This window comes from Pseudomonas sp. LARHCG127 (assembly GCF_052871455.1).
This window is the reverse complement of sequence record NZ_JBIXJT010000019.1, coordinates 76,761-98,294: the sequence shown is the minus strand read 5'-3', so window position 1 is coordinate 98,294 and position 21,534 is coordinate 76,761. Positions and strand designations below refer to the sequence as shown.

The 21,534-nt window shown below is 59.4% G+C and carries 24 protein-coding genes; 16 read left to right on the top strand and 8 right to left on the bottom strand.

Translation table 11 applies throughout. From position 1 onward, the window contains the following. Positions 1 to 541: 541 nt before the first annotated feature. Positions 542 to 1,762: a CaiB/BaiF CoA transferase family protein gene (locus ACIPQ1_RS25775; RefSeq protein ID WP_446535013.1), complete on the bottom strand. Its 1,221-nt coding sequence runs from the start codon at positions 1,760 to 1,762 to the stop codon at positions 542 to 544. A 13-nt stretch (positions 1,763 to 1,775) separates the two neighbouring features. After that, a complete protein-coding gene (locus tag ACIPQ1_RS25770; protein WP_014335919.1) occupies positions 1,776 to 2,957 on the bottom strand; it encodes an acyl-CoA dehydrogenase in 1,182 nt (393 codons plus the stop codon). A 156-nt stretch (positions 2,958 to 3,113) separates the two neighbouring features. Here ACIPQ1_RS25770 and ACIPQ1_RS25765 point away from each other — a divergent pair, with 156 nt between their 5' ends. The 10 genes from ACIPQ1_RS25765 (at position 3,114) to ACIPQ1_RS25720 (ending at position 12,951) form a co-directional block, all read left to right on the top strand. Continuing rightward, positions 3,114 to 4,010 (top strand): LysR family transcriptional regulator, encoded by an 897-nt coding sequence (locus tag ACIPQ1_RS25765; RefSeq protein ID WP_446535012.1) that lies wholly within the window; start codon positions 3,114 to 3,116, stop codon positions 4,008 to 4,010. A gap of 434 nt (positions 4,011 to 4,444) precedes the next feature. After that, positions 4,445 to 5,566 carry a Re/Si-specific NAD(P)(+) transhydrogenase subunit alpha gene (locus tag ACIPQ1_RS25760; RefSeq protein WP_250963847.1) on the top strand — a complete coding sequence of 374 codons (1,122 nt, stop codon included), beginning with the start codon at positions 4,445 to 4,447 and terminating at the stop codon, positions 5,564 to 5,566. 15 nt (positions 5,567 to 5,581) lie between these two features. Next, complete coding sequence (locus ACIPQ1_RS25755; RefSeq protein WP_003187010.1) at positions 5,582 to 5,905, top strand: NAD(P) transhydrogenase subunit alpha; 324 nt, start codon at positions 5,582 to 5,584, stop codon at positions 5,903 to 5,905. Next, positions 5,905 to 7,341 (top strand): NAD(P)(+) transhydrogenase (Re/Si-specific) subunit beta, encoded by a 1,437-nt coding sequence (locus ACIPQ1_RS25750; protein WP_186708190.1) that lies wholly within the window; start codon positions 5,905 to 5,907, stop codon positions 7,339 to 7,341. The genes ACIPQ1_RS25755 and ACIPQ1_RS25750 overlap by 1 nt, the downstream gene beginning before the upstream one ends. Before the next feature lie 201 nt (positions 7,342 to 7,542). Beyond that, positions 7,543 to 9,036 carry an acetyl-CoA hydrolase/transferase family protein gene (locus tag ACIPQ1_RS25745; RefSeq protein ID WP_250963850.1) on the top strand — a complete coding sequence of 498 codons (1,494 nt, stop codon included), beginning with the start codon at positions 7,543 to 7,545 and terminating at the stop codon, positions 9,034 to 9,036. Between the two features lie 320 nt (positions 9,037 to 9,356). Next, a complete protein-coding gene (locus ACIPQ1_RS25740) occupies positions 9,357 to 9,572 on the top strand; it encodes a DUF1127 domain-containing protein (RefSeq protein WP_003187014.1) in 216 nt (71 codons plus the stop codon). A gap of 340 nt (positions 9,573 to 9,912) precedes the next feature. Continuing rightward, complete coding sequence (locus ACIPQ1_RS25735; RefSeq protein WP_186708194.1) at positions 9,913 to 10,230, top strand: DUF2388 domain-containing protein; 318 nt, start codon at positions 9,913 to 9,915, stop codon at positions 10,228 to 10,230. Positions 10,231 to 10,336: 106 nt separating this feature from the next. Further along, positions 10,337 to 10,645, top strand: coding sequence for a DUF2388 domain-containing protein (locus ACIPQ1_RS25730; protein WP_446535011.1), 309 nt, complete (start codon positions 10,337 to 10,339; stop codon positions 10,643 to 10,645). Between the two features lie 27 nt (positions 10,646 to 10,672). Beyond that, on the top strand, positions 10,673 to 10,993 hold the full coding sequence (locus ACIPQ1_RS25725; RefSeq protein ID WP_186708198.1) for a DUF2388 domain-containing protein: 321 nt from the start codon (positions 10,673 to 10,675) through the stop codon (positions 10,991 to 10,993). A 17-nt stretch (positions 10,994 to 11,010) separates the two neighbouring features. Beyond that, complete coding sequence (locus ACIPQ1_RS25720) at positions 11,011 to 12,951, top strand: DUF7844 domain-containing protein (protein WP_446535010.1); 1,941 nt, start codon at positions 11,011 to 11,013, stop codon at positions 12,949 to 12,951. A 225-nt stretch (positions 12,952 to 13,176) separates the two neighbouring features. Here ACIPQ1_RS25720 and trpA read toward each other — a convergent pair whose 3' ends face one another. Beyond that, positions 13,177 to 13,989, bottom strand: coding sequence for a tryptophan synthase subunit alpha (gene trpA, locus ACIPQ1_RS25715; protein WP_186708202.1), 813 nt, complete (start codon positions 13,987 to 13,989; stop codon positions 13,177 to 13,179). Next, positions 13,989 to 15,221, bottom strand: a complete 1,233-nt coding sequence (gene trpB, locus ACIPQ1_RS25710; RefSeq protein WP_446535009.1) for a tryptophan synthase subunit beta — start codon at positions 15,219 to 15,221, stop codon at positions 13,989 to 13,991. Before trpB ends, trpA begins: the two co-directional genes overlap by 1 nt. 112 nt (positions 15,222 to 15,333) lie before the next feature. Between trpB and ACIPQ1_RS25705 the strand changes: the two genes are divergently transcribed. Further along, entirely contained in the window at positions 15,334 to 16,251 is a 918-nt protein-coding gene (locus tag ACIPQ1_RS25705) for a LysR family transcriptional regulator (protein ID WP_250963855.1), read from the top strand. Here the strand turns inward: ACIPQ1_RS25705 and ACIPQ1_RS25700 are convergent. After that, entirely contained in the window at positions 16,224 to 16,550 is a 327-nt protein-coding gene (locus ACIPQ1_RS25700; protein WP_053127069.1) for a DUF883 family protein, read from the bottom strand. The genes ACIPQ1_RS25705 and ACIPQ1_RS25700 overlap by 28 nt on opposite strands. A gap of 153 nt (positions 16,551 to 16,703) precedes the next feature. Between ACIPQ1_RS25700 and ACIPQ1_RS25695 the strand changes: the two genes are divergently transcribed. Together ACIPQ1_RS25695 and ACIPQ1_RS25690 are read left to right on the top strand one after the other, a co-directional pair. Then, positions 16,704 to 16,919, top strand: coding sequence for a dodecin (locus ACIPQ1_RS25695; RefSeq protein ID WP_003177209.1), 216 nt, complete (start codon positions 16,704 to 16,706; stop codon positions 16,917 to 16,919). 114 nt (positions 16,920 to 17,033) lie between these two features. Beyond that, positions 17,034 to 17,261: a DUF1161 domain-containing protein gene (locus tag ACIPQ1_RS25690; RefSeq protein ID WP_250963857.1), complete on the top strand. Its 228-nt coding sequence runs from the start codon at positions 17,034 to 17,036 to the stop codon at positions 17,259 to 17,261. A gap of 54 nt (positions 17,262 to 17,315) precedes the next feature. On the opposite strand, the gene ACIPQ1_RS25685 is transcribed toward ACIPQ1_RS25690, so the two are convergent. Further along, positions 17,316 to 18,317, bottom strand: coding sequence for an LLM class flavin-dependent oxidoreductase (locus ACIPQ1_RS25685; RefSeq protein ID WP_446535008.1), 1,002 nt, complete (start codon positions 18,315 to 18,317; stop codon positions 17,316 to 17,318). 239 nt (positions 18,318 to 18,556) lie between these two features. On the opposite strand from ACIPQ1_RS25685, the gene ACIPQ1_RS25680 reads away from it, so the two are divergent. Both ACIPQ1_RS25680 and ACIPQ1_RS25675 read left to right on the top strand, forming a co-directional pair. Continuing rightward, the gene (locus ACIPQ1_RS25680) at positions 18,557 to 18,988 is read left to right on the top strand and encodes an OsmC family protein (protein WP_207967110.1); all 432 of its coding nucleotides are present in this window, start codon (positions 18,557 to 18,559) and stop codon (positions 18,986 to 18,988) included. A 149-nt stretch (positions 18,989 to 19,137) separates the two neighbouring features. Continuing rightward, the gene (locus ACIPQ1_RS25675) at positions 19,138 to 19,371 is read left to right on the top strand and encodes a DUF1161 domain-containing protein (RefSeq protein ID WP_250963860.1); all 234 of its coding nucleotides are present in this window, start codon (positions 19,138 to 19,140) and stop codon (positions 19,369 to 19,371) included. Between the two features lie 6 nt (positions 19,372 to 19,377). On the opposite strand, the gene ACIPQ1_RS25670 is transcribed toward ACIPQ1_RS25675, so the two are convergent. After that, the gene (locus ACIPQ1_RS25670; RefSeq protein ID WP_411386115.1) at positions 19,378 to 19,803 is read right to left on the bottom strand and encodes a PA0061/PA0062 family lipoprotein; all 426 of its coding nucleotides are present in this window, start codon (positions 19,801 to 19,803) and stop codon (positions 19,378 to 19,380) included. A gap of 40 nt (positions 19,804 to 19,843) precedes the next feature. After that, a complete protein-coding gene (locus ACIPQ1_RS25665; RefSeq protein WP_186708216.1) occupies positions 19,844 to 20,257 on the bottom strand; it encodes a PA0061/PA0062 family lipoprotein in 414 nt (137 codons plus the stop codon). A 58-nt stretch (positions 20,258 to 20,315) separates the two neighbouring features. On the opposite strand from ACIPQ1_RS25665, the gene ACIPQ1_RS25660 reads away from it, so the two are divergent. Further along, positions 20,316 to 21,407 (top strand): aminopeptidase, encoded by a 1,092-nt coding sequence (locus tag ACIPQ1_RS25660; RefSeq protein ID WP_446535007.1) that lies wholly within the window; start codon positions 20,316 to 20,318, stop codon positions 21,405 to 21,407. The last annotated feature ends 127 nt before the right edge of the window (positions 21,408 to 21,534 follow it).

The window sequence follows — 21,534 nt, the reverse complement described above, 5'->3', positions numbered from 1 at the left end:
GCTGATAATCTGTTGACTAGCAGTCTGACTCCACAAGCACCCACACGAATTGCTTGATTCAGTTGTTAAAGAGCGGTTGGCTGAGTCTTTCGTCTCAACCGAGGCGCGCATTCTACAGCGCCCCGTGCATCTGTCAAGCGGTTATTTTAAGAAGTTTTCAAAGTTTCGCTTCGGAAACATCAACAACTTCAACCACTTGCGCTTCCGATCTCTCGTTAGCGGGAGGCGAATTCTACAGCGTTACTCGCTGCTGTCAACACCTCTTTTTCACCGCTTTCGACCGATAAGATCGAACCGCCGATAGAGCCAAACATCACCGCTCTATCTGCTCCTTCCGGGCTTCGATGAACTGAAGCCCAACACTCTCGAAACCTACTTAACTCATTGAAACTCAAGGAGTTTTCCGTTTCGACTGCGCCGGAAGTGGGGCGAATTATAGACTTCCAGAATCTGCCGTCAACCCTTAATTTCGCTTTTCTATCAATAAGTTGCGCAGCACCGGAAATCGCCCTTTAAAAACCCTCTATATAGAAGAGAACGCTCAAAGAACCCCTGCCTCCCTGAACGCCGCCACCGCCGCTTCATCCAACCCCAACACTCGCTGCAACACCTCCCGCGTATGCTCCCCTAATAAAGGGGGCGCATTGCGATACTCCACCGGCGTCTCGGACAGTCGAATCGGGCTGGCCACCTGCGGCACGCTACCAGCCAATAGATGAGGCAATTCCATTGCCAATCCACGCGCTTGCACCTGAGGGTCGGCAAACACTTGGGCAAGGTCGTTGATTGGCCCGCACGGCACACCTGCCTGCTCCAACTGAACCACCCACTCAGCGGTGGTCTTGAACACCGTGGCCTGGCGGATCAACGGAATCAACACCGCACGGTTTGCCACCCGCAGCTTGTTCGTGGCAAAACGCGGATCATCAGCCCACTGCGGCTGCCCGGCCACCTCAGCGAACTTGCGGAACTGGCCGTCATTACCCACAGTAAGGATGAAGTCGCCGTCAGCCGTAGGAAAATCCTGATAAGGCACGATGTTCGGATGAGCATTGCCCAGCCGCTTCGGCGCATTGCCTGTAGTCAGGTAGTTCATCGCCTGGTTGGCCAGGCAAGCCACCTGGACATCCAGCAAGGCCATGTCGATGTGCTGCCCTCCGCCGACATGATCCCGATGAGCCAGCGCTGCCAAAATGGCAGCCGTCGAGTACAACCCCGTGAGGATATCCGTCAGCGCAACCCCCACCTTCACCGGCCCCGCGCCCTCATCCCCCTCTGGGCGGCCGGTCAAGCTCATCAAGCCCCCCAGCCCCTGGATCATGAAGTCATACCCGGCGCGCTTGGCGTAAGGGCCGGTCTGTCCGAACCCGGTGATCGAGCAGTAGATCAACTGCGGATTGATCGCCTTCAGCGAGTCATAGTCCAGGCCATACGCGGCCAGGCCGCCCACCTTGAAATTCTCGATCAGGATATCGGACTTGGCCGCCAGCTCCCGCACCAGCCGCTGACCCTCTGGCCGCGTAAAGTCGATGGTCACCGACTGCTTGTTGCGATTGGCCGACAGATAATAGGCAGCTTCGGTCGTGTTCTCGCCTCTGGCATCCTTCAGGAAGGGCGGCCCCCAGGCGCGCGTATCGTCACCATTGCCGGGACGCTCGACCTTGATGACGTCAGCCCCCAGGTCCGCCAGGATCTGCCCAGCCCAAGGCCCGGCCAAGACCCTCGATAAATCCAATACCCGCAGATGCGAAAGCGCGCCCATGACCGTTCTCCTATTAATAGAACGCCTGGATACCGGTTTGCGCACGCCCCAGGATCAGCGCATGAACGTCGTGCGTGCCTTCGTAGGTGTTCACGACTTCCAGGTTTACGAGATGACGAGCGATACCGAACTCATCGGAAATACCGTTGCCGCCCAGCATGTCCCGCGCCATCCGAGCAATATCCAACGACTTGCCGCAGGAGTTGCGCTTCATGATCGAGGTAATCTCGACTGCCGCCGTGCCCTCATCTTTCATACGCCCCAAACGCAGGCACCCCTGCAGCGCAAGCGTGATTTCAGTCTGCATGTCGGCCAGTTTCTTCTGGATCAACTGATTGGCCGCGAGCGGACGACCGAACTGCTGGCGATCCAGCGTGTATTGGCGAGCGGTGTGCCAGCAGAATTCAGCGGCTCCCAAAGCGCCCCAGGAGATCCCGTAGCGCGCTGAGTTCAGGCAAGTAAACGGGCCTTTAAGACCACGGACATCGGGGAAAATGTTCTCTTCCGGGACGAATACATTGTCCATGACGATTTCGCCGGTGATCGAAGCGCGCAGCCCGACCTTGCCATGGATAGCCGGCGCGCTCAGCCCCTTCCAGCCTTTTTCAAGAACGAAACCGCGAATATCGCCAGCATCGTCCTTGCCCCAGACGACAAAGACATCAGCGATCGGACTGTTGGTGATCCACATCTTGCTGCCCGTCAGGCTGTAGCCACCTTCCACTTTGCGCGCACGAGTAATCATCGCGCCTGGGTCGGAACCATGGTTCGGCTCGGTCAGACCAAAGCAGCCGATCCACTCGCCAGACGCCAGCTTCGGCAAATACTTCTGCTTTTGTGCTTCAGTCCCGAATTCATTGATCGGCACCATGACCAGCGAGGACTGCACGCTCATCATCGAGCGATAGCCGGAATCGACGCGCTCCACTTCACGCGCGATCAGGCCGTAGCTGACGTAGTTCAGCCCGCTGCCGCCGTACTGCTCAGGAATGGTTGCCCCCAGCAAGCCCACTTCACCCATCTCGCGGAAAATCGCCGGGTCGGTTTTCTCATGGCGGAACGCCTCCAGCACTCGCGGTGCCAGTTTCTGCTGGGCGAACTGCTCGGCAGTGTCGCGAATCATGCGTTCTTCTTCGGTGAGCTGCTGATCCAGCAACAATGGATCGATCCAGTTGAAGCTCGCTTTGCCGGCCATGAAAGAGTCCTCGCCAATTAAATGAAAATCGTGGGTTGATCCTAGGCGCGGTTTCCTACAAGGGCAAACGAGGATTACGCACTATGCTGTGCTAATTTCTCACTCCGTAAACGCCATAAACCCTGTTTAAGCAGTTATTGAGTGAGACTTACGTACATGCGCCGCAAAATTCCCAGCACAGCCGCCCTGGTCAGTTTCGAGGCTGCCGCACGCCATGAAAGCTTCACCAAGGCGGCACAGGAGCTTTCTCTCACGCAAGGCGCTATCTGCCGACAGATCGCCAGCCTGGAGGATTTCCTCAGCGTCGAGCTTTTCCGACGCTCGCGCCGAGGGGTCAAACTGACCGAAGCGGGTCTTTCCTACAGCCGCCGGGTTGCCACCCAACTGGATGCCGTCGAGCGCGACACACTTTCCGTGATGGGGCACACCGGCGCGAACGTGATTGAACTGGCCGTGGTTCCGACCTTCGGCACCCAATGGCTGCTGCCACGCCTCAAGGACTTCCAGCAGCAACATCCGGAAGTCACCGTCAACTTGACCAACCGCACACGCCCTTTTCTCTTCGCGGACACTGAGTTTGATGCCGCCATTTATTTTGGTGACGCGGACTGGTCCGGTACCGAATCCCACAAACTGATGGGTGAAAATCCGATGCCGGTATGCAGCCCTGCGTTACTGGATGGTCGGAATGGCCTGACACCCGAGGCGATCGCCGAACTCCCCCTGCTCCAGCAGACCACTCGCCCGTACGCGTGGCGCCAGTGGTTCAACGCTCAGAACCTGAACATTGCACGAGACCTGACAGGCCCTCGTTATGAACTATTCTCCATGCTCGCCCAAGCGGCCATGCACGACATGGGCGTTGCGCTGATTCCGCCCTTTTTGATTCAGCGCGAGCTTGCAGAGCAACGTTTGGTCGTGGCCAACCGTAACGCGCTATCGAGCATCAAGGCCTACTACCTGATGATTCCGGAGCGAAAGGTCGAATCCGCCTCTCTTCGAGCTTTTCGTGATTGGTTGGTGAAACAAGCTACGGGCTATCACCTTGATTAATAAGGGAAAGCAAAAGTCCTACTTAGGTAGTCAACTAACAAAAGACGCTACAGATATAAGTTTATGTCGCATTCAGTCAATCTGTTATGAAACCCGTGAAGTAGTCTCCAAAGCGTCTAAATACATGGCTTAGAGCCATATCGCGCAGCGCATCAGCGCTTATTCATCTGGCCGATGGGAAAAATTGTCAATTTGAACCTAAATCCTTGGAAAGCACGGCCCACAAGGGCTGTCGATCGATAATTGCGACATTCGGTCACAGGGTGACTTGTAGTTAATTTTCCGTCACCCGTCATAATCCCTTGAAGGGCTGAATTTTCGCCTGCAAAATGCCGCGCCCCGCCTGGTTTGGCGGGATCGTGCTGATCGGCCGCCCCAGCCGCACCATCCGAAGTGCCTGGGTTTACTCAATAAGATCACGCAGGAGATTTGACGTGCACATTGGTGTTCCCCTCGAAACCCAAACGGGTGAAACACGGGTTGCTGCTACCCCGGAAACCATCAAGAAGTTGATCGGCCAAGGCCATAAAGTCACTGTCCAAAGCGGCGCCGGTATCAAGGCCAGCGTTATCGACAGTGCCTATGAGGCAGCGGGCGCAACCATTGGCAGCGCCAGTGATGCATTCGGGGCCGAACTGATCCTCAAGGTGGTCGCTCCCAGCGACAGCGAACTGATGCTGATCAAGAGCGGCACCGTTGTGGTGGGCATGCTCAATCCGTTCAACAACGAAACCATCGCCAAGCTGGCCGAACGCGGCATTACCGCTTTCGCCCTTGAGGCCGCGCCACGTACGTCCCGCGCCCAGAGCCTGGATGTGCTGTCGTCTCAAGCGAACATTGCCGGCTACAAAGCGGTGCTGCTGGCCGCTCATTACTATCCGCGCTTCATGCCGATGCTGATGACGGCAGCGGGCACCGTAAAGGCGGCGCGCGTACTGATTCTCGGCGCCGGCGTAGCCGGGTTGCAGGCGATTGCCACGGCCAAGCGCCTGGGCGCCGTGATCGAGGCATCGGATGTGCGCCCTGCGGTGAAGGAGCAAATCGAATCCCTCGGCGCCAAGTTCGTCGACGTGCCTTACGAGACCGACGAAGAGCGTGAATGCGCCGTCGGCGTCGGTGGTTACGCCCGGCCCATGCCAGCCAGCTGGATGCAGCGCCAGGCCCAAGCCGTGCACGAGCGCGCCAAGCAGGCGGACATTGTCATCACCACCGCATTGATTCCGGGCCGCAAGGCACCGACTTTGCTGAGCGCCGAAACCGTCGCGCAGATGAAACCCGGTTCGGTGGTCATCGACCTCGCGGCCGCCCAGGGCGGTAACTGTCCGCTGACCGTGGCTGATCAGGTAGTGGTCGAAAACGGCGTGACCATTTGCGGCCCGACCAACCTGGCCGGTGAAGTCGCGGCCGACGCTTCGGCGCTGTACGCCCGTAACCTGCTGGACTTCCTGAAGCTGGTCTTCACCAAGGAAGGTCAGTTCGACGTGAACCTGGAAGACGACATCGTCGCCGCGTGCCTGATGTGCCGCGACGGCCAAGTCATCCGCAAAAACGCCTAAGCAGGGATTCAGACAATGGAAGAGCTTATCTCCCCCGGTATCTACAACCTGATCATCTTTGTGCTGGCCATTTATGTCGGTTATCACGTGGTCTGGAACGTAACGCCCGCGCTGCACACGCCATTGATGGCGGTGACCAACGCCATTTCGGCGATCGTGATCGTCGGCGCCATGCTCGCTGCAGCGCTGACCGTAACACCTCTGGGCAAGACCATGGGCACCCTCGCCGTGGCCCTGGCCGCCGTGAACGTGTTCGGTGGCTTCCTGGTGACGCGCCGCATGCTTGAGATGTTCAAGAAAAAAGCCCCGAAAGCCGTAAAAGAAGAGGCGCCCAAGTAATGAGCATGAACCTGGTAACGACGCTCTACCTGATCGCGTCCATCTGCTTCATCCAGGCCCTCAAAGGCCTGTCGCACCCCACCACCTCCCGCCGCGGCAACCTGTTCGGCATGCTCGGGATGGCGTTGGCGGTGCTCACCACTGTGGGCCTTATCTATAAGCTCGGTGCTGAGCTGGCCACTGCCGGCATTGGCTACGTCATCGTCGGCCTGTTGGTTGGCGGTACTGCTGGCTCGATCATGGCCAAGCGCGTCGAGATGACCAAGATGCCGGAGCTGGTCGCCTTCATGCACAGCATGATCGGCCTGGCGGCGGTGTTCATTGCCATCGCGGCGGTCGTCGAACCGCAGTCCCTGGGCATTGTCAAGCAACTGGGGGATTCGATTCCGGCGGGTAACCGTCTGGAGCTGTTCCTCGGCGCCGCCATCGGTGCAATCACCTTCTCCGGCTCGGTGATCGCGTTCGGCAAGCTCTCGGGCAAGTACAAGTTCCGCCTGTTCCAAGGCGCACCGGTACAGTTTGGTGGCCAGCACAAGCTCAACCTGATCCTGGGCCTGGCAACGCTGGGCCTGGGCCTGACCTTCATGTTTACCGGCAACCTCGGCGCGTTTGCCCTGATGCTGGCCCTGGCGTTTGTCCTGGGTGTACTGATCATCATCCCGATCGGCGGCGCGGACATGCCGGTGGTGGTCTCGATGCTCAACAGCTACTCCGGTTGGGCAGCGGCGGGTATCGGCTTCTCGCTGAACAACTCGATGCTGATCATTGCCGGTTCGTTGGTGGGTTCGAGCGGTGCGATTCTCTCGTACATCATGTGCAAGGCGATGAACCGTTCGTTCTTCAACGTGTTGCTCGGTGGCTTCGGCAACACCGCCGATGCGGCTGGCCCGGCAGGCTCGAAAGAAGCCCGTCCGGTGAAATCCGGTTCGGCTGACGACGCAACCTTCCTGCTGACCAACGCCGACACGGTGATCATCGTTCCAGGCTACGGCCTGGCAGTGGCGCGGGCGCAACACGCGCTGAAAGAACTGACCGAGAAGCTGACCCACCACGGCGTAACCGTCAAATACGCGATCCACCCGGTGGCCGGTCGCATGCCCGGGCACATGAACGTCCTGCTGGCCGAGGCCGAAGTGCCTTACGACCAGGTGTTCGAGATGGAAGACATCAACTCCGAGTTCGGCCAGGCCGACGTGGTGCTGGTACTGGGCGCCAACGACGTGGTCAACCCGGCGGCGAAGAACGATCCGAAGTCGCCGATTGCCGGCATGCCGATCCTCGAGGCTTTCAAAGCCAAGACCATCATCGTCAACAAGCGCTCGATGGCCAGCGGCTATGCCGGTCTGGACAACGAGCTGTTCTACCTCGACAAGACCATGATGGTGTTCGGTGACGCCAAGAAGGTCATCGAGGACATGGTCAAAGCCGTGGAATAACCCCATCGCTGTTTCACCCAAAAACGCCCCGACTTGTCGGGGCGTTTTGATTTGTATCAAGGCAAAATATTACCGTTCCGGTAATGATGTTTTGCCTGAAACGCCCGTAATAGACGCCTAAAATGCGACCTTTGTAGCGGGTCGGGCACAGCGCTAATTCACTAGACTGCGCATCTTGCTTTCCAGCCCGAGATAATCCCTATGTACCGTGATCGCATCCGCCTGCCTTCGTTATTGAACAAAGTGATGAGCGCTGCCGAAGCAGCCTTGTTGATTCAGGACGGCATGACCGTTGGCATGAGCGGTTTTACCCGCGCTGGAGAAGCGAAAGCAGTGCCCCACGCCCTGGCTGAGCGCGCCAAGGTGACGCCGTTGAAAATCAGCCTGATGACCGGCGCGAGCCTGGGCAACGACCTCGACAAAGAGCTCACCGAAGCCGGTGTACTGGCGCGACGCATGCCGTTCCAGGTCGACAGCACGCTGCGCAAGGCGATCAATGCGGGCGAGGTGATGTTCATCGACCAGCACCTCTCGGAAACCGTCGAACAACTGCGCAACGGCCAGCTCAAGCTGCCCGATATTGCCGTGATCGAAGCAGTAGCCATCACCGAGCAAGGGCATATCGTACCGACCACGTCGGTGGGTAACTCGGCCAGTTTTGCCATCTTCGCCCGGCAAGTGATCATCGAGATCAACCTGGCCCACAACCCGAACCTGGAAGGGCTGCACGACATTTATATCCCGACCTATCGCCCTACCCGCACGCCGATTCCCCTGGTGAAAGTCGACGACCGCATTGGCAGTCCCGCGATCCCGATCCCGCCGGAAAAAATTGCTGCCATTGTCATTACCAACCAGCGGGACTCGCCTTCGACCGTCGCGACACCCGACAGCGACACCCAGGCCATTGCCGATCACCTGATCGACTTCTTCAAGCAGGAAGTCGCGGCTGGACGCATGACCAATAAGCTCGGGCCGTTGCAGGCCGGAATTGGCAACATCGCCAACGCCGTGATGTGCGGACTGATCGATTCCCCGTTCGAAGACCTGACCATGTATTCCGAGGTCCTGCAGGATTCGACATTTGACTTGATCGACGCCGGCAAGCTGAGTTTCGCCTCCGGCAGCTCGATCACCCTGTCGGGTCGACGCAATGCCGACGTCTTCGGAAACCTGGAGAAGTACAAGGACAAACTGGTCCTGCGCCCCCAGGAAATTTCCAACCATCCCGAAGTGGTGCGCCGCCTGGGCATCATTGGTATCAACACCGCGCTGGAGTTCGACCTGTACGGCAACGTCAACTCCACCCATGTCTGCGGCACGCGGATGATGAATGGCATCGGCGGTTCGGGGGATTTCGCCCGTAACGCCCACCTGGCGATCTTCGTTACCAAGTCGATTGCCAAGGGCGGCGCCATTTCCAGTGTCGTGCCGATGGTCAGCCATGTGGACCATACCGAACATGACGTTGACATCCTGGTGACCGAGATCGGCCTGGCCGACCTGCGGGGCCTGGCGCCGAGGGAGCGGGCACGCGTGATCATCGACAATTGCGTGCACCCTTCCTATCGCCAGGCCTTGAATGACTATTTCGTCGCCGCGTGCGCCTTGGGCGGGCATACCCCGCATATCCTTCGCGATGCACTGAGTTGGCACCTGAACCTGGAAGAAACCGGGCGCATGCTGGCTGTCTGATACAGCTGGATCACCGTTTATCGCAATTACAGTTTTGGTTGCTGCCTGCCATTCGCTTCCCTCGCACCAAAAACTGTACTGCTGTACCGGTGTTTTCCTACAGTCTTTTCCCTCAAAACTGCCAGCAGCGTATAAAATTGCACCAATAACGTGCGGATAGGTACAGTTGCTTCAATATCGACCAGTACACCGCCCTTTAACAGTTAACTGGTCTCTCACAATACAGGTGAACTGTATCTAGAGAGACTGGCCAAACGAGAGGATCATGGGCACCAGTTAAACCACTACCTAATCCCGCCACAAGCGGAAGGATGTCAACCATGGAACGTACACTCAGTTCCGAGCTGTTTTTCGAAGACAAAGCTGAAAAAAACCAGGCTTCCCTGCCTCTTCGCGTTATCGCCAACCTGATGTTGTGGCAGCGCCGCATCGCCAGCCGTCACCAACTGGCTCGTCTGGATTCGCGCCTGCTGGCTGATGCCGGTATCAGCGAAGCACAACGCTACGAAGAGCTGAGCAAGCCGTTCTGGCGCTAACTCAGCGTCGCTGGCCCTGACCCACCGGGTCCACTGCCAGCACCGAATTGAACAAACAAGACCCGTCGCGGGTAACCGCGACGGGTCTTGTCGTTTCCGGGCCCCGATTTTTAGGGATGTGTGGAGAACATAACAGTTTTCATAAAAGTAAAAACTTACCAGTACAGTTATGCTTGAACCGTAACGACCCCATGCAAGCGCCCTACAGTGACGCTCGCAAGGGCTGTCAGCCAACGCGTTCCTGTCCTAATATCGAGGCGAACGTGGCGAAGCGAGTCGAACATGCGTCTCCTCTTCCAGCTACACGCACCGGCATCACCCTCATTCAAGGAGTTTCATCATGATCCGTCTTCGCCTGCTCAGCGCAGCTGCTCTCCTGGCCGTAGCCGCCCATTCCAACGCCAGCAGCTTCATTGTGACCACTGACTCCCTCGTCGGAGCGCTCAAAGCCACGTCCGACGTGACTTCCGATGCAACCTCGTCGTTGCGTGACAACAAAATCGTTCAAGCCGCCCGTGACGACGCTGCCAGCTTCGTCGCCAGCGAAGGCGCCATCCGTGGTGTGAAACTGGAAAGTGCCCTGGATTACATCCGCCAACAGGCTCCACAACTCAACGCCACCGACGCGCAGCTGGCCCAGGCCATCCTGGTGATCTGATGCAACATGAAACATCGGGCGCCAATTGGTGTTCCGATGTTTCAACACTGGCTCTGGCCCGCAGGTTTGCGCTAGCCTTCAGGCTCGCCATCAACCGTCGAGTCCCATGCGTTTTTACTCAGATCTGTTCATCGCGTCTTTCTTCGTCATTTTTTGCTGGTCCGTGCCGGCCCATGCCTTCGATGTGTCTACCCAGCAAGTGGTGGTCAGCGGCTATGCCACGAGCATGGTGACCTCCGCGCCCTTCGACCATAAACTGATCGTCGCCGCTCGTGATGACGCTGCGGCCTTCATTGCCAGCGACGGGCAGTTGCGAGGAGCACAACTGGAATCGGCCCTGGACTACCTGCGCCGGACCCAGCCAAAACTTCATGCCAGCGACCTTGAACTGGCACAAGCAATTCTCGTCCAATAGTTATCCTTATTTTTCCGGAGTCGTTCCATGCGTAGCCCGCTGATTGCTGCCGCCCTCGGCCTGTTGGTTTTGGCCGATGTGGCCCAGGCACAAACCCTGGTAGCCACCAGTAACATCATCGTTCGCGCCTCCCAGCGCACGATCGATTTCACCTCCGACACCACCACGTCCATCCGTGATTCGAAAATCGTCCGCGAAGCCCATGACGATGCGGCCAGTTTTGTCGCCAGCAATGGTGAAATTCGTGGTGCTCATCTCGAGGCAGCCTTCGACACCTTGCGCACCCGCGTGCCGGAAGCCCGGGATGCCAGTGACCAGGTTCTCGCCGAAGCCATCCTCGCATTGTGAGGCGGTTCGCCGCCTGGATGGCGGCCGGGGTCTTGCTGCTCACCGGCAGCATGGCCCAGGCCGGCCTGCAACTGCACCTCAACGTCGAAGGACTGAGCCCGGCGCAACAGCAGGCCAGCCAGGCGCTGCTCGATGAAGCCATGCAGGCCCTGCCGCCGCGCTTCATCGAGCGACTGGACCGACGCATCAATGTCGGCTGGACCGACCAGATGCCCGCCAATGCCTACGGCCAGGCCTCGTTGGTGTCGCAACTGGACCTCAACAGCAACCTGCTCGACAGCCTTGTCGACGGCAGCGCCGCGACGCAAAAGACCCAGCGCCCCCACGGCACCGTCCGCCGGGAAATGCTCGCCACGGTCTTGCATGAACTGACCCATATCTACGACCGCTCGCGCCTATGGCCAGAAGCCGAACGCACGCTGATCCAGCGTTGCACTCGACGCAACGGCAGCGCCGGGCTGATCGGCCTCCCCGATGAATGCCGGGGCCAGAATGACCGCCGCTTCACCCTCAGCGATGATCCACGCTTGCTGGACCTCGCCGGCTGGCCGCAATACGTCGGCCGTCGCGGCGCGCGGGAACAGCACAACCGCCAAGTCGCCCGCAGCCCGGACCTCTATGAAACGAGCAGCCCCAAGGAGTTCGTCGCGGTCAACATGGAGTACTTTCTCCTGGACCCGAGCTACGCCTGCCGACGCCCGGCCCTGTATCGCTATTACCGGGAACATTTCGGCTGGGCGCCCGCCGCCAAGAATACCTGCGCCCAATCGTTCGCCTTCCTCAACGCCGGAAACGACTTCGCCAAGACGCCCCTGGGCAAGGTCGATCCAGAGCGGGTCTATGCCATTGATTACCTGCTGGCCGAGGCCAATCAGAACTGGGTGAGCCGTTGGGGCCACAGCATGCTCCGGCTGGTGATCTGCGCACCGGGCCGGCCACGCGGTCCAGACTGCCGGCTGGATCTGGACCAACACTTGGTGCTGTCCTACCGCGCCTTCGTGGGCGATGTGCAGTTGTCGAGTTGGGACGGGCTGGTCGGCAAATACCCCTCGCGCCTGTTCGTATTGCCGTTGGCCCAGGTCATCGATGAATACACCAAGACCGAGCTACGCAGCCTGGCATCGGTGCCGCTGAACCTGTCGCGCACCGAAATCGAGGAAACGGTCGAGCATGCCGCCGAAATGCACTGGAGCTATGACGGCAACTATTACTTCCTGTCCAATAACTGCGCCGTGGAGAGCCTGAAACTGCTGCGCAGCGGCAGCAACAACAAGCAACTCAACGGCCTGGATAGCATCATGCCCAACGGCCTGCTGGAAGTGCTCAAGGGTCGGGGCCTGGCAGATACCAGCGTGCTGGATGACCCCAAGGAAGCCTTGCGCCTGGGCTACCACTTCGACTCATTCCGCGAGCGCTACCAGGCCATGTTCGATGTGCTGAAGAAATATCTGCCGATCAAGCAACAGACGGTGGAAGACTGGCTGGCCCTGGACGCCGCCGAACGCCGCGTCTGGTTCGACCAGGCGGACCTGCGCACCAGCGCGGCGTTGTTGCTGCTGGAGCAGGCCAGTTATCGTCGGCAGTTGTTGTTGGCGCAGGATGAAGTCAAACAGCGCTACCTCGGAGCCCGTGAGTTGCAGAACGGTGGCATGGAAAGGGCTAACGCGACGCTGCAGCAGATCCTCGCCAACAGCGGTTTCCTCAGCCGCCCGGCCGAACTGCTGGGCAGCAGCGGCTACGGCTTGCCGCAACCCAGCGAGTGGCAACGCCTGGAATCGGAAAGCAGTTTGCGGCAAAAACAACTGCAAACACTGACAGGCGATCTGGACAAGGAAGTCCGGGCCTTGCTCGAACCGAGCCGCGCGGCTGAAATTGCTGCAAGCGAGGCCAATGTGAAGGAGATCGGCGAGCATTTGCGCGAGTTGCACAAGGCCGGGGGCGGGTTGGAGTTGCCCTGACGAACAGGGTCGTCATTGTGGCGAGGGAGCTTGCTCCCGCTCGGCTGCGAAGCAGTCGTAAACCAGCCAATGCGCCCTCTCTGAAAGAATTGCATGAACCTGTTTGGGGCCGCTCGCGACCCAGCGGGAGCAAGCTCCCTCGCCACAAGAGCAATCCCGGCGCAATAAAAAAGGGTTCAGAACCTAGTTCTGAACCCTTTTTTTGGCTCAGCGCCGAACCAGGAATCAGCCGAGACGCGCCTTGCGCACACCATCAGCCAGCGCCGCACACAAGCTCAACACGCCATCGATCGCCTGTTCCGATGTGTCGGCGCTGGCGATATGGTCGATCAGCGCCGAGCCGACCACCACCCCGTCGGCCAGCCGTGCGATGGCCGCCGCCTGCTCCGGTGTACGAATACCGAAACCAATGCTGATGGGCAGATCGGTATGGCGGCGCAGGCGCGCCACGGCTTCTTCCACATGCTCCAGCGTCGCGGCGCCGGCACCGGTCACGCCCGCGACCGACACGTAGTACACAAAGCCCGAACTGCCGTTGAGGACCGTCGGCAAACGCACATCGTCAGTGGTCGGCGTGGTCAGGCGGATGAAATCCAGGCCAGCAGCCTGGGCCGGTTCGCACAGTTCGCTGTTGTGCTCGGGCGGCATGTCCACGACGATCAGGCCATCCACGCCAGCGTCCAGCGCCTCGCCAATGAAACGCTGCACGCCATAACGGTGGATCGGGTTGAAGTAGCCCATCAACACCAGCGGTGTCTCAGTGTTGTCTTTGCGGAACTCACGAACCATCTGCAGGGTTTTCGCAAGATTCTGCTGGGCCCCCAGGGCGCGAATGTTCGCCAACTGGATCGCCGGGCCGTCAGCCATCGGGTCTGTGAACGGCATGCCCAACTCGATCACGTCGGCACCCGCCGCCGGCAGGCCCTTGAGGATCGCCAGCGACGTGTCGTAGTCCGGGTCGCCCGCCGTGACGAAAGTCACCAGGGCGGCGCGGTTCTGTTCCTTGAGTTCAGCAAAACGGGTTTGCAGGCGGCTCATCAGTGTTTCTCCTGCTGGGACTGTTCCATGTGGTGCATCACGGTTTGCATGTCTTTGTCGCCACGACCGGACAGGTTGACCACCATCAGGTGATCTTTCGGCAGGTTGGGTGCGCGTTTGAACACTTCGGCCAGGGCATGGGCGCTTTCCAGTGCAGGAATGATCCCTTCCAGGCGACAGCATTTGTGGAAGGCTTCGAGGGCTTCGGCGTCAGTGACCGAGGTGTACTGGACGCGGCCAATGTCGTGCAACCAGGCATGTTCCGGGCCGATACCGGGGTAGTCGAGCCCCGCGGAAATCGAATGGGCGTCGATGATCTGGCCGTCGTCGTCCTGCAACAGGAAGGTGCGGTTGCCGTGCAGTACGCCGGGGACGCCGCCGTTCAGGCTCGCCGCGTGCTTACCGGTCTCGATGCCATAGCCTGCGGCTTCGACGCCGATGATTTCGACACTCTTGTCGTCCAGGAACGGGTGGAACAGGCCCATGGCGTTGGAGCCGCCACCGATGCACGCCACCAGGCTATCCGGCAGGCGACCTTCCTGGGCTTGCAGCTGATCGCGGGTTTCCTTGCCGATCACCGCTTGGAAGTCACGCACCATCGCAGGATAAGGATGCGGGCCCGCCACGGTGCCGATCAGGTAGAACGTGCTGTCGACGTTGGTGACCCAGTCGCGCAGAGCCTCGTTCATGGCGTCCTTCAGGGTGCCGGTGCCGGCGACCACCGGAATGACTTCCGCCCCGAGCAGCTTCATGCGGAACACGTTGGCCTGCTGGCGCTCGATGTCGGTGGTGCCCATGTAGATCACGCAATCCAGGCCGAAACGCGCGGCCACGGTGGCGGTGGCCACGCCGTGCATACCCGCGCCGGTCTCGGCGATGATGCGTTTCTTGCCCATGCGCCGCGCCAGCAGGATCTGGCCGATGCAGTTGTTGATCTTGTGCGCGCCGGTGTGGTTCAGCTCTTCACGCTTGAGGTAGATCTTGGCGCCACCGCAATATTCGGTCAGGCGCTCGGCGAAGTAGAGCGGGCTCGGACGACCGACATAGTCACGCTGGAAGTAGGCCAATTCCTCAATGAAGGCCGGATCTTCCTTCGCCACTTCGTACTCACGGGCCAGATCAAGGATCAGCGGCATCAAGGTCTCGGCCACATAACGGCCGCCGAATGCGCCGAACAGGCCGTTGGCATCAGGGCCGCTGCGCAGGTTGAAAGAGATCGTAGGCTGGGTCATCGGGCGCTCCAGGCAAATGCGTTGAAAGACAATGAGGTTCACTCTACCCCTGACATCCCTCAGTGAAAACCGATAAGATCGCCGCAACCTGTCAGGAAAACTCACAAATAAAATGAGCCACGACCTGCCCCCCCTCAACGCCTTGCGCGCCTTCGAGGCCACCGCCCGCCTGAACAGCGTAAGCCAGGCGGCCGAACAGCTGCACGTCACTCATGGCGCTGTAAGTCGACAGTTGAAGGTGTTGGAAGAGCATCTGGGCATCAGCTTGTTCATCAAGGACGGGCGCGGCCTTAAACTCACAGATGCCGGCGTGCGCCTGCGGGACGCCAGCACCGATGCGTTCGAGCGTTTACGCGGTGTTTGCGCGGAGCTGACACAACGTACGGCAGACGCCCCGTTTGTACTGGGCTGCTCGGGAAGCCTGCTGGCGCGTTGGTTTATTCCTCGCCTGGGCAGGCTCAATGCTGACCTGCCGGATTTGCGCTTGCACCTGTCCGCCGGCGAAGGCGACCTGGACCCCAGGCGACCGGGATTAGACGCCTTGTTGGTATTCGCCGAGCCACCCTGGCCGGCCGACATGCAGGTGTACGAACTGGTGAGCGAACGGATCGGTCCCGTGATGAGCCCGCACTACGCCGGATTCGCTCGATTGCAGGGTGCACCAGCGAGCGCGCTGCTCGACGAACCGTTGCTGCACACCACCTCGCGTCCACAGGCTTGGCCGGCCTGGGCACGGCAAAACGACCTTGAACCCCAGGCATTGAAGTTCGGGCAAGGATTCGAGCATTTATATTATTTGCTGGAAGCCGCCGTAGCGGGGTTAGGCGTGGCGATAGCGCCCGAACCGCTGGTGGCCGAGGACGTGCGCGCCGGTCGCCTGGTCGCGCCGTGGGGCTTCGATGAAACCGCGGCGAGACTGGTGTTGTGGCTACCCAAGCGCGCCGCAGACGGGCGCGCTCGGCAATTGGCCCAATGGCTCAGGCATGAGCTGGGCCAACCGGTTCAGTCACCGCGTTTGCACAGCAGGTAAGCAGCCAGCAAACCCAGCGCACCGACCGCGACACCGGCCGTGGTCCATGGGTGTTCCTGCGCGTAATCTCGCGTGGCGATCCCGGTTTCACGGGTTTTCACCTTGACCTCTTCATAGGCGTCGCTGAGCAGATGGCGAGAATGTTTCAGCGCGTTTTCGGCATTGGCCTTGAGCGACTTGAGGGTTTTACGCGACTCGTCCGAAGCGTCATCCTTCAGACTTTCCAACGACTTGAGCAGACTTTCGATCTCCGCTTCCATGCTTTGCAACGAGGCTTTGCGTAACGAAGTGCTGGCCATGGTGGCTCTCCTGCAGTGGTTGAGTTCGTGTGTGAATTGGGACTCCGACGGTTTGGGAAAGTGCAGTAAATCTGAACTTTCACCGCTTGAGCGGCCACACATGTAAGGCGAAAAATCGCTGCTAGGCTGTTAAAGACAACCAAGGAGAACGTTATGAGTGATCACCATACGTACAAAAAGGTCGAACTGGTCGGTTCCTCTCCCACCAGTATTGAAGACGCCATCAACAACGCCCTGGCCGAAGCCAGCAAGAGCCTCAAGCACTTGGAATGGTTCGAAGTCACGGAAACCCGCGGACACATCGAAAATGGCCGGGCCGCGCACTTTCAGGTAACGATCAAGGTCGGTTTCCGGATTGCCAATAGCTGAGGTTCGTTGAACTTGCACGCTGGCGGAGTGCCATAGGGAGTGGCGATGCGCTATGGTCTGCGCATTACGTTTTCCAATACCTGCCCTATTTGATCCGACCAAGGAGTGCGAGCGATGAACAAGTTGATGGTGGCCCTGGGTTTGCTGAGCCTTGCCGGTGGTGCGTTTGCGGCCGGCAAGCCCTGCGAAGAGCTGAAAAGCGAAATCGCAGCGAAGCTGGACGCCAAGGGCGTGTCAGGTTATTCGCTGGAAATTGTCGATAAAGGCGCAGCGGCTGAAGGACAACAAGTCGTCGGCACCTGTGAGAGCGGTACGAAGGAAATCGTCTACAAGCGCGGCTGATAGCGCGTTCAGTTCAAAGCCGACGCACAGCGTCGGCTTTTTATTGGCCGCGATTCAGCCCTTCATGACCTGCGCCAGCAACTCGTAGGAGTGCAAGCGATCGGCGTGTTCATACAGATCACTGGTGAAAATCAGCTCATCGGCCTGGGTTTGCTCGATCAGCACTTGCAGCTTGGCGCGAATTTTCTGCGGACCGCCGACCATGGCCAGCCCCAGGAAATCGCCGACCGCCTCCTTCTCATGGGGCAACCAAAGACCGTTCATGGACTCGACCGGCGGACGCTGCACCAGGCTCTGGCTGCGCATCAACGCCAGGATCCGCTGGTACACCGACGTCGCCAGGTAATCGGCCTGTTCATCGGTATCCGCAGCCACCAGCGGCACGCCGAGCATCACATAGGGCTTGTCGAGCACCGCCGACGGCTTGAAGTGGTTGCGGTAGACGCGAATCGCCTCGTGCATATATCGCGGTGCGAAATGGGAGGCGAATGCGTAGGGCAAACCGCGTTCACCGGCCAATTGCGCACTGAACAGACTCGAACCCAGCAGCCAGACCGGCACGTTGGTGCCGGTGCCGGGCATGGCGATGATGCGTTGATCCGGGGTACGCGGGCCCAGGTAGCGCATCAGCTCGGCCACATCCTCGGGAAAATCGTCCGCGCTGCCGGAGCGCTCGCGACGCAGCGCCCGGGCGGTCATCTGGTCGGAACCTGGTGCGCGCCCCAGCCCCAGATCGATTCGACCCGGATAGAGGCTTTCCAACGTGCCGAACTGTTCGGCGATGATCAACGGTGCGTGATTGGGCAGCATGACGCCACCGGAGCCGACGCGAATGGTCGAAGTGCCCCCCGCCAGATAACCCAGCAGCACCGCCGTTGCCGAACTGGCGATACCGTCCATATTGTGGTGTTCGGCCACCCAGAAGCGGGTGTAGCCGTACTTTTCCACGTGCTGCGCCAAGTCCAGCGAGTTGTGCAAGGATTGAGCGGCATTGCCATCGGCGCGCACAGGCACCAGGTCGAGGGTAGAGAATTTCACGTCTGACAGCTGTTTCATGGGCCGGGATCTCCAACGGCGTTCCGGGCTTTTCCTACGGGTAAAAGCCTGCCGTTTCTAAAGGTGTGTGCCATTGCAATGTGGGCATATACCCGAGTTTCAATAGTTGCGACGAAATTTCCTACTAAATTCGTCGGCTAATCGACAAGGTGAACTTTTCCAGGCGGTCTATCCTCACAACCCAGACAGTGAAAAAACACCCAGGCGCGGCGTTCGCGCCGAATCTTCAGGAGGCAGACATGGCTATCATCAAGAAAGCATCGGCTCATTGGGAAGGTGACCTGAAAACCGGAATCGGCTCGATTTCCACGGAAACCGGCGTGTTGCGCGAGGCGCCCTATGGCTTCAAGGCGCGATTCGAAGGCGGCAAGGGCACCAACCCCGAGGAATTGATCGGCGCGGCCCACGCCGGCTGCTTTTCCATGGCCTTTTCGATGATCCTCGGCGACGCCGGGCTCAAGGCCGACAGCATCGACACCAACGCTGAAGTGACCCTGGACCAGGTCGAGGGCGGTTTCGCGATCACGGCGGTCAAGCTGATACTCAAGGCGAAAATCCCCGGCGCGAGCCAGGCGCAATTCGACGAATTGAGCAAGAAAGCCAAGGAGGGGTGCCCGGTTTCCAAAGTGCTGAACGCCCAGATTACCCTGGATGCGACGTTGGTGAACTGACCCATGAAAGGGTCGCAGCCTTCGCAGGCATTGTCGAAGGCTGCGATTTCTTGAATACGGTCGAGCTGTTTACCCTGGCGCAATTATGATCGAATGAAGCTCGCAGTTTCAGCGCACAGGCAGTGCGTGCTGCCATGAGGAATTCGAACATGAAACGATCAGCCCTGGTGGTCATCGGCTGCGCATTCGCTGCATCAGCCCTTGCGGCTCCCAAATCCTGTGAAGAGCTGAAAGGGGAAATCGAAGCGAAGATCCAGGCGAACAACGTGTCGTCCTACACGCTGGAAATCGTCACCAATGACGAAGTCCACGACGAGAACATGGTGGTGGGCAGTTGCGATAACGGCACGAAGAAAATCATCTACCAGAAGAACGACCGCTAGGGAGTCCTACGGAACGCAGTTGATCTGCCGTTCCTCGGCAACGATTTGACGCTTGCCGTCATAGAGCCGGGCGCTCGGCGTGAATGCCAGGTTGCGAGCCTCCAGACGATAGCGCTGGCCGGCCTCGAAATGGTCGTAACGCACGAGCATGTAGCACATCCGCTCTTGGGGTTCGGCCTGCATGCCCAACCCACCCCCACTGAATACTTCGAAGTCGAAGCGCACTTTCAGTTCGTGGCTGCCCGGCGAAACCTGGAAGAACCGTCCGTCGCGCAAGCGCTGGCCGTCCAGGCTTTCAGCCATCAGCATTTTGCCGCCCGGCATGGGCGTAGCAAAATCAACCCACGCCATGTTCGGGTCGACCTGGGGCAGCGGGCTCGTTGCGCAACCGCTCATGGAGACCAGGGCCAGTAACAGCAAGGATAAGCGCATGATGAGTTTCCTTAAAACCAGGCCCTGAGCATAGCGCCAATCACGTTTGTTGGCAGCCCGCCGGCGTACCTTGCCCCACCACCTTGCGTTGCTGATCGTAAAGCTTGGCCCAAGGCCGGAAACCAATGCTGCCGGCCTGCAGCTGGTAACGTTGGCCGGCGTTGAAATCCTTGAATTTCAGGTTCAACCGGCAATCGCGCCACAGCGGCTCCGCGTCCGGGCCGATGTTGCCGGGTTCGACGGCAAACTGGTAACGCACCGTCAACTCGTGGCTGCCGGGTTGCACTTCGAAATAACGTCGGTCGACGGACATCTTGTCATCGACTTCCAGCGCCTGTAGCGCGGTGTCCTGCTGGTTGCCCAGATCGATCCACGCTTGGGATGGATCGGGGTCAGGCAAGCCGGCACAACCGGTGAGCAACAACAGGCCACTCGTCAGCATCAACACGCGCATAGCGAAGCTCCAGGCAAGCGAGATAGTCTTGTGGGCAGACTTCCCAAGGTGATTCCAATTGATCAGGCCGCGTTCAAGCCATCGGTTACTCGACCGTGTTTTCCAGATTTTGTTTCCAGGCCTCTTGCTTTTGTTACTGAACGGTTGCGCTAGCGCTGGTTACTACAGCCAACTCGTCGGCGGGCAGCTGCGGTTGTTGCAGGCCCGCGAGCCTATCGATCAGGTCATTGCCGACCCCGCCCGCGATGCCCAACTCAAGGCGCACCTGGCCCAGGCGCGCGAGGCACGGACGTTCGCCAGTAATCACCTGCATCTACCGAACAATCGAAGCTATCGCCTGTATGCGGATATTGGCCGGCCGTTCGTAGTCTGGAATGTCTTCGCCACGCCAGAGTTTTCCCTGGCACCGCACAACCATTGTTTTCCCATTGCCGGTTGCGTGGCTTATCGCGGCTATTACAGCCAGGGCGCCGCCCGCGGCGAGGCCGCGTTGCAGCGCTTGCAGGGCATGGACGTCACGATTGGTGGGGTAGAAGCCTATTCGACGCTGGGCTGGTTCGACGATCCGATCCTGAGTTCCATGATGCATTGGGGCGACGAACGCCTGGCGACGCTGATCTTTCATGAACTGGCGCACCAACGGTTTTATGTACAGGACGACACTGAATTCAATGAGTCCTTCGCCACCTTCGTCGAACAGGAAGGCACCCGACAATGGCGCGCCAGTCGTGGGCTGGCGCCGGACAATGGCAAGCAGGTGCGCCAGCGCGACCAGTTCATCCAACTGATCCTCGATACCCGCCAGCGCCTGGAAAAGCTCTACGCCCAACCCTTGCTGGCCGAGGGAATGCGCCAACGCAAAGCGGCGGAGTTCGAACGCCTGCGCACCGACTATGAGCAACTGCGCGATACCCAATGGGCAGGCGACAAACGCTACGACGCCTGGGTCTATGCGCCCTTGAACAATGCGCGATTGCTGCCGTTCGGGCTGTATGACCAGTGGGTGCCGGCGTTTGCGGCGCTGTTCAAGAAGAAGGATGGGGACTGGGTTGGGTTTTACACGGCGGTGGAACAGCTGGGCAAGTTGCCGATCGACGAGCGCAAGGCGGCCTTGAAGGTGTTGGCGGAGCCGAAGACTTCCGCGGACTAGGCGGGCGCCATCGCGAGCAAGCTCGCTCCCACATTTGTTCGTCGTTGTTCATGCCATCCAGGCTCGACGCCGTTTCAGTGTGGGAGCGAGCTTGCTCGCGATAGCGGTGGGTCAGCTTGCTTCAATG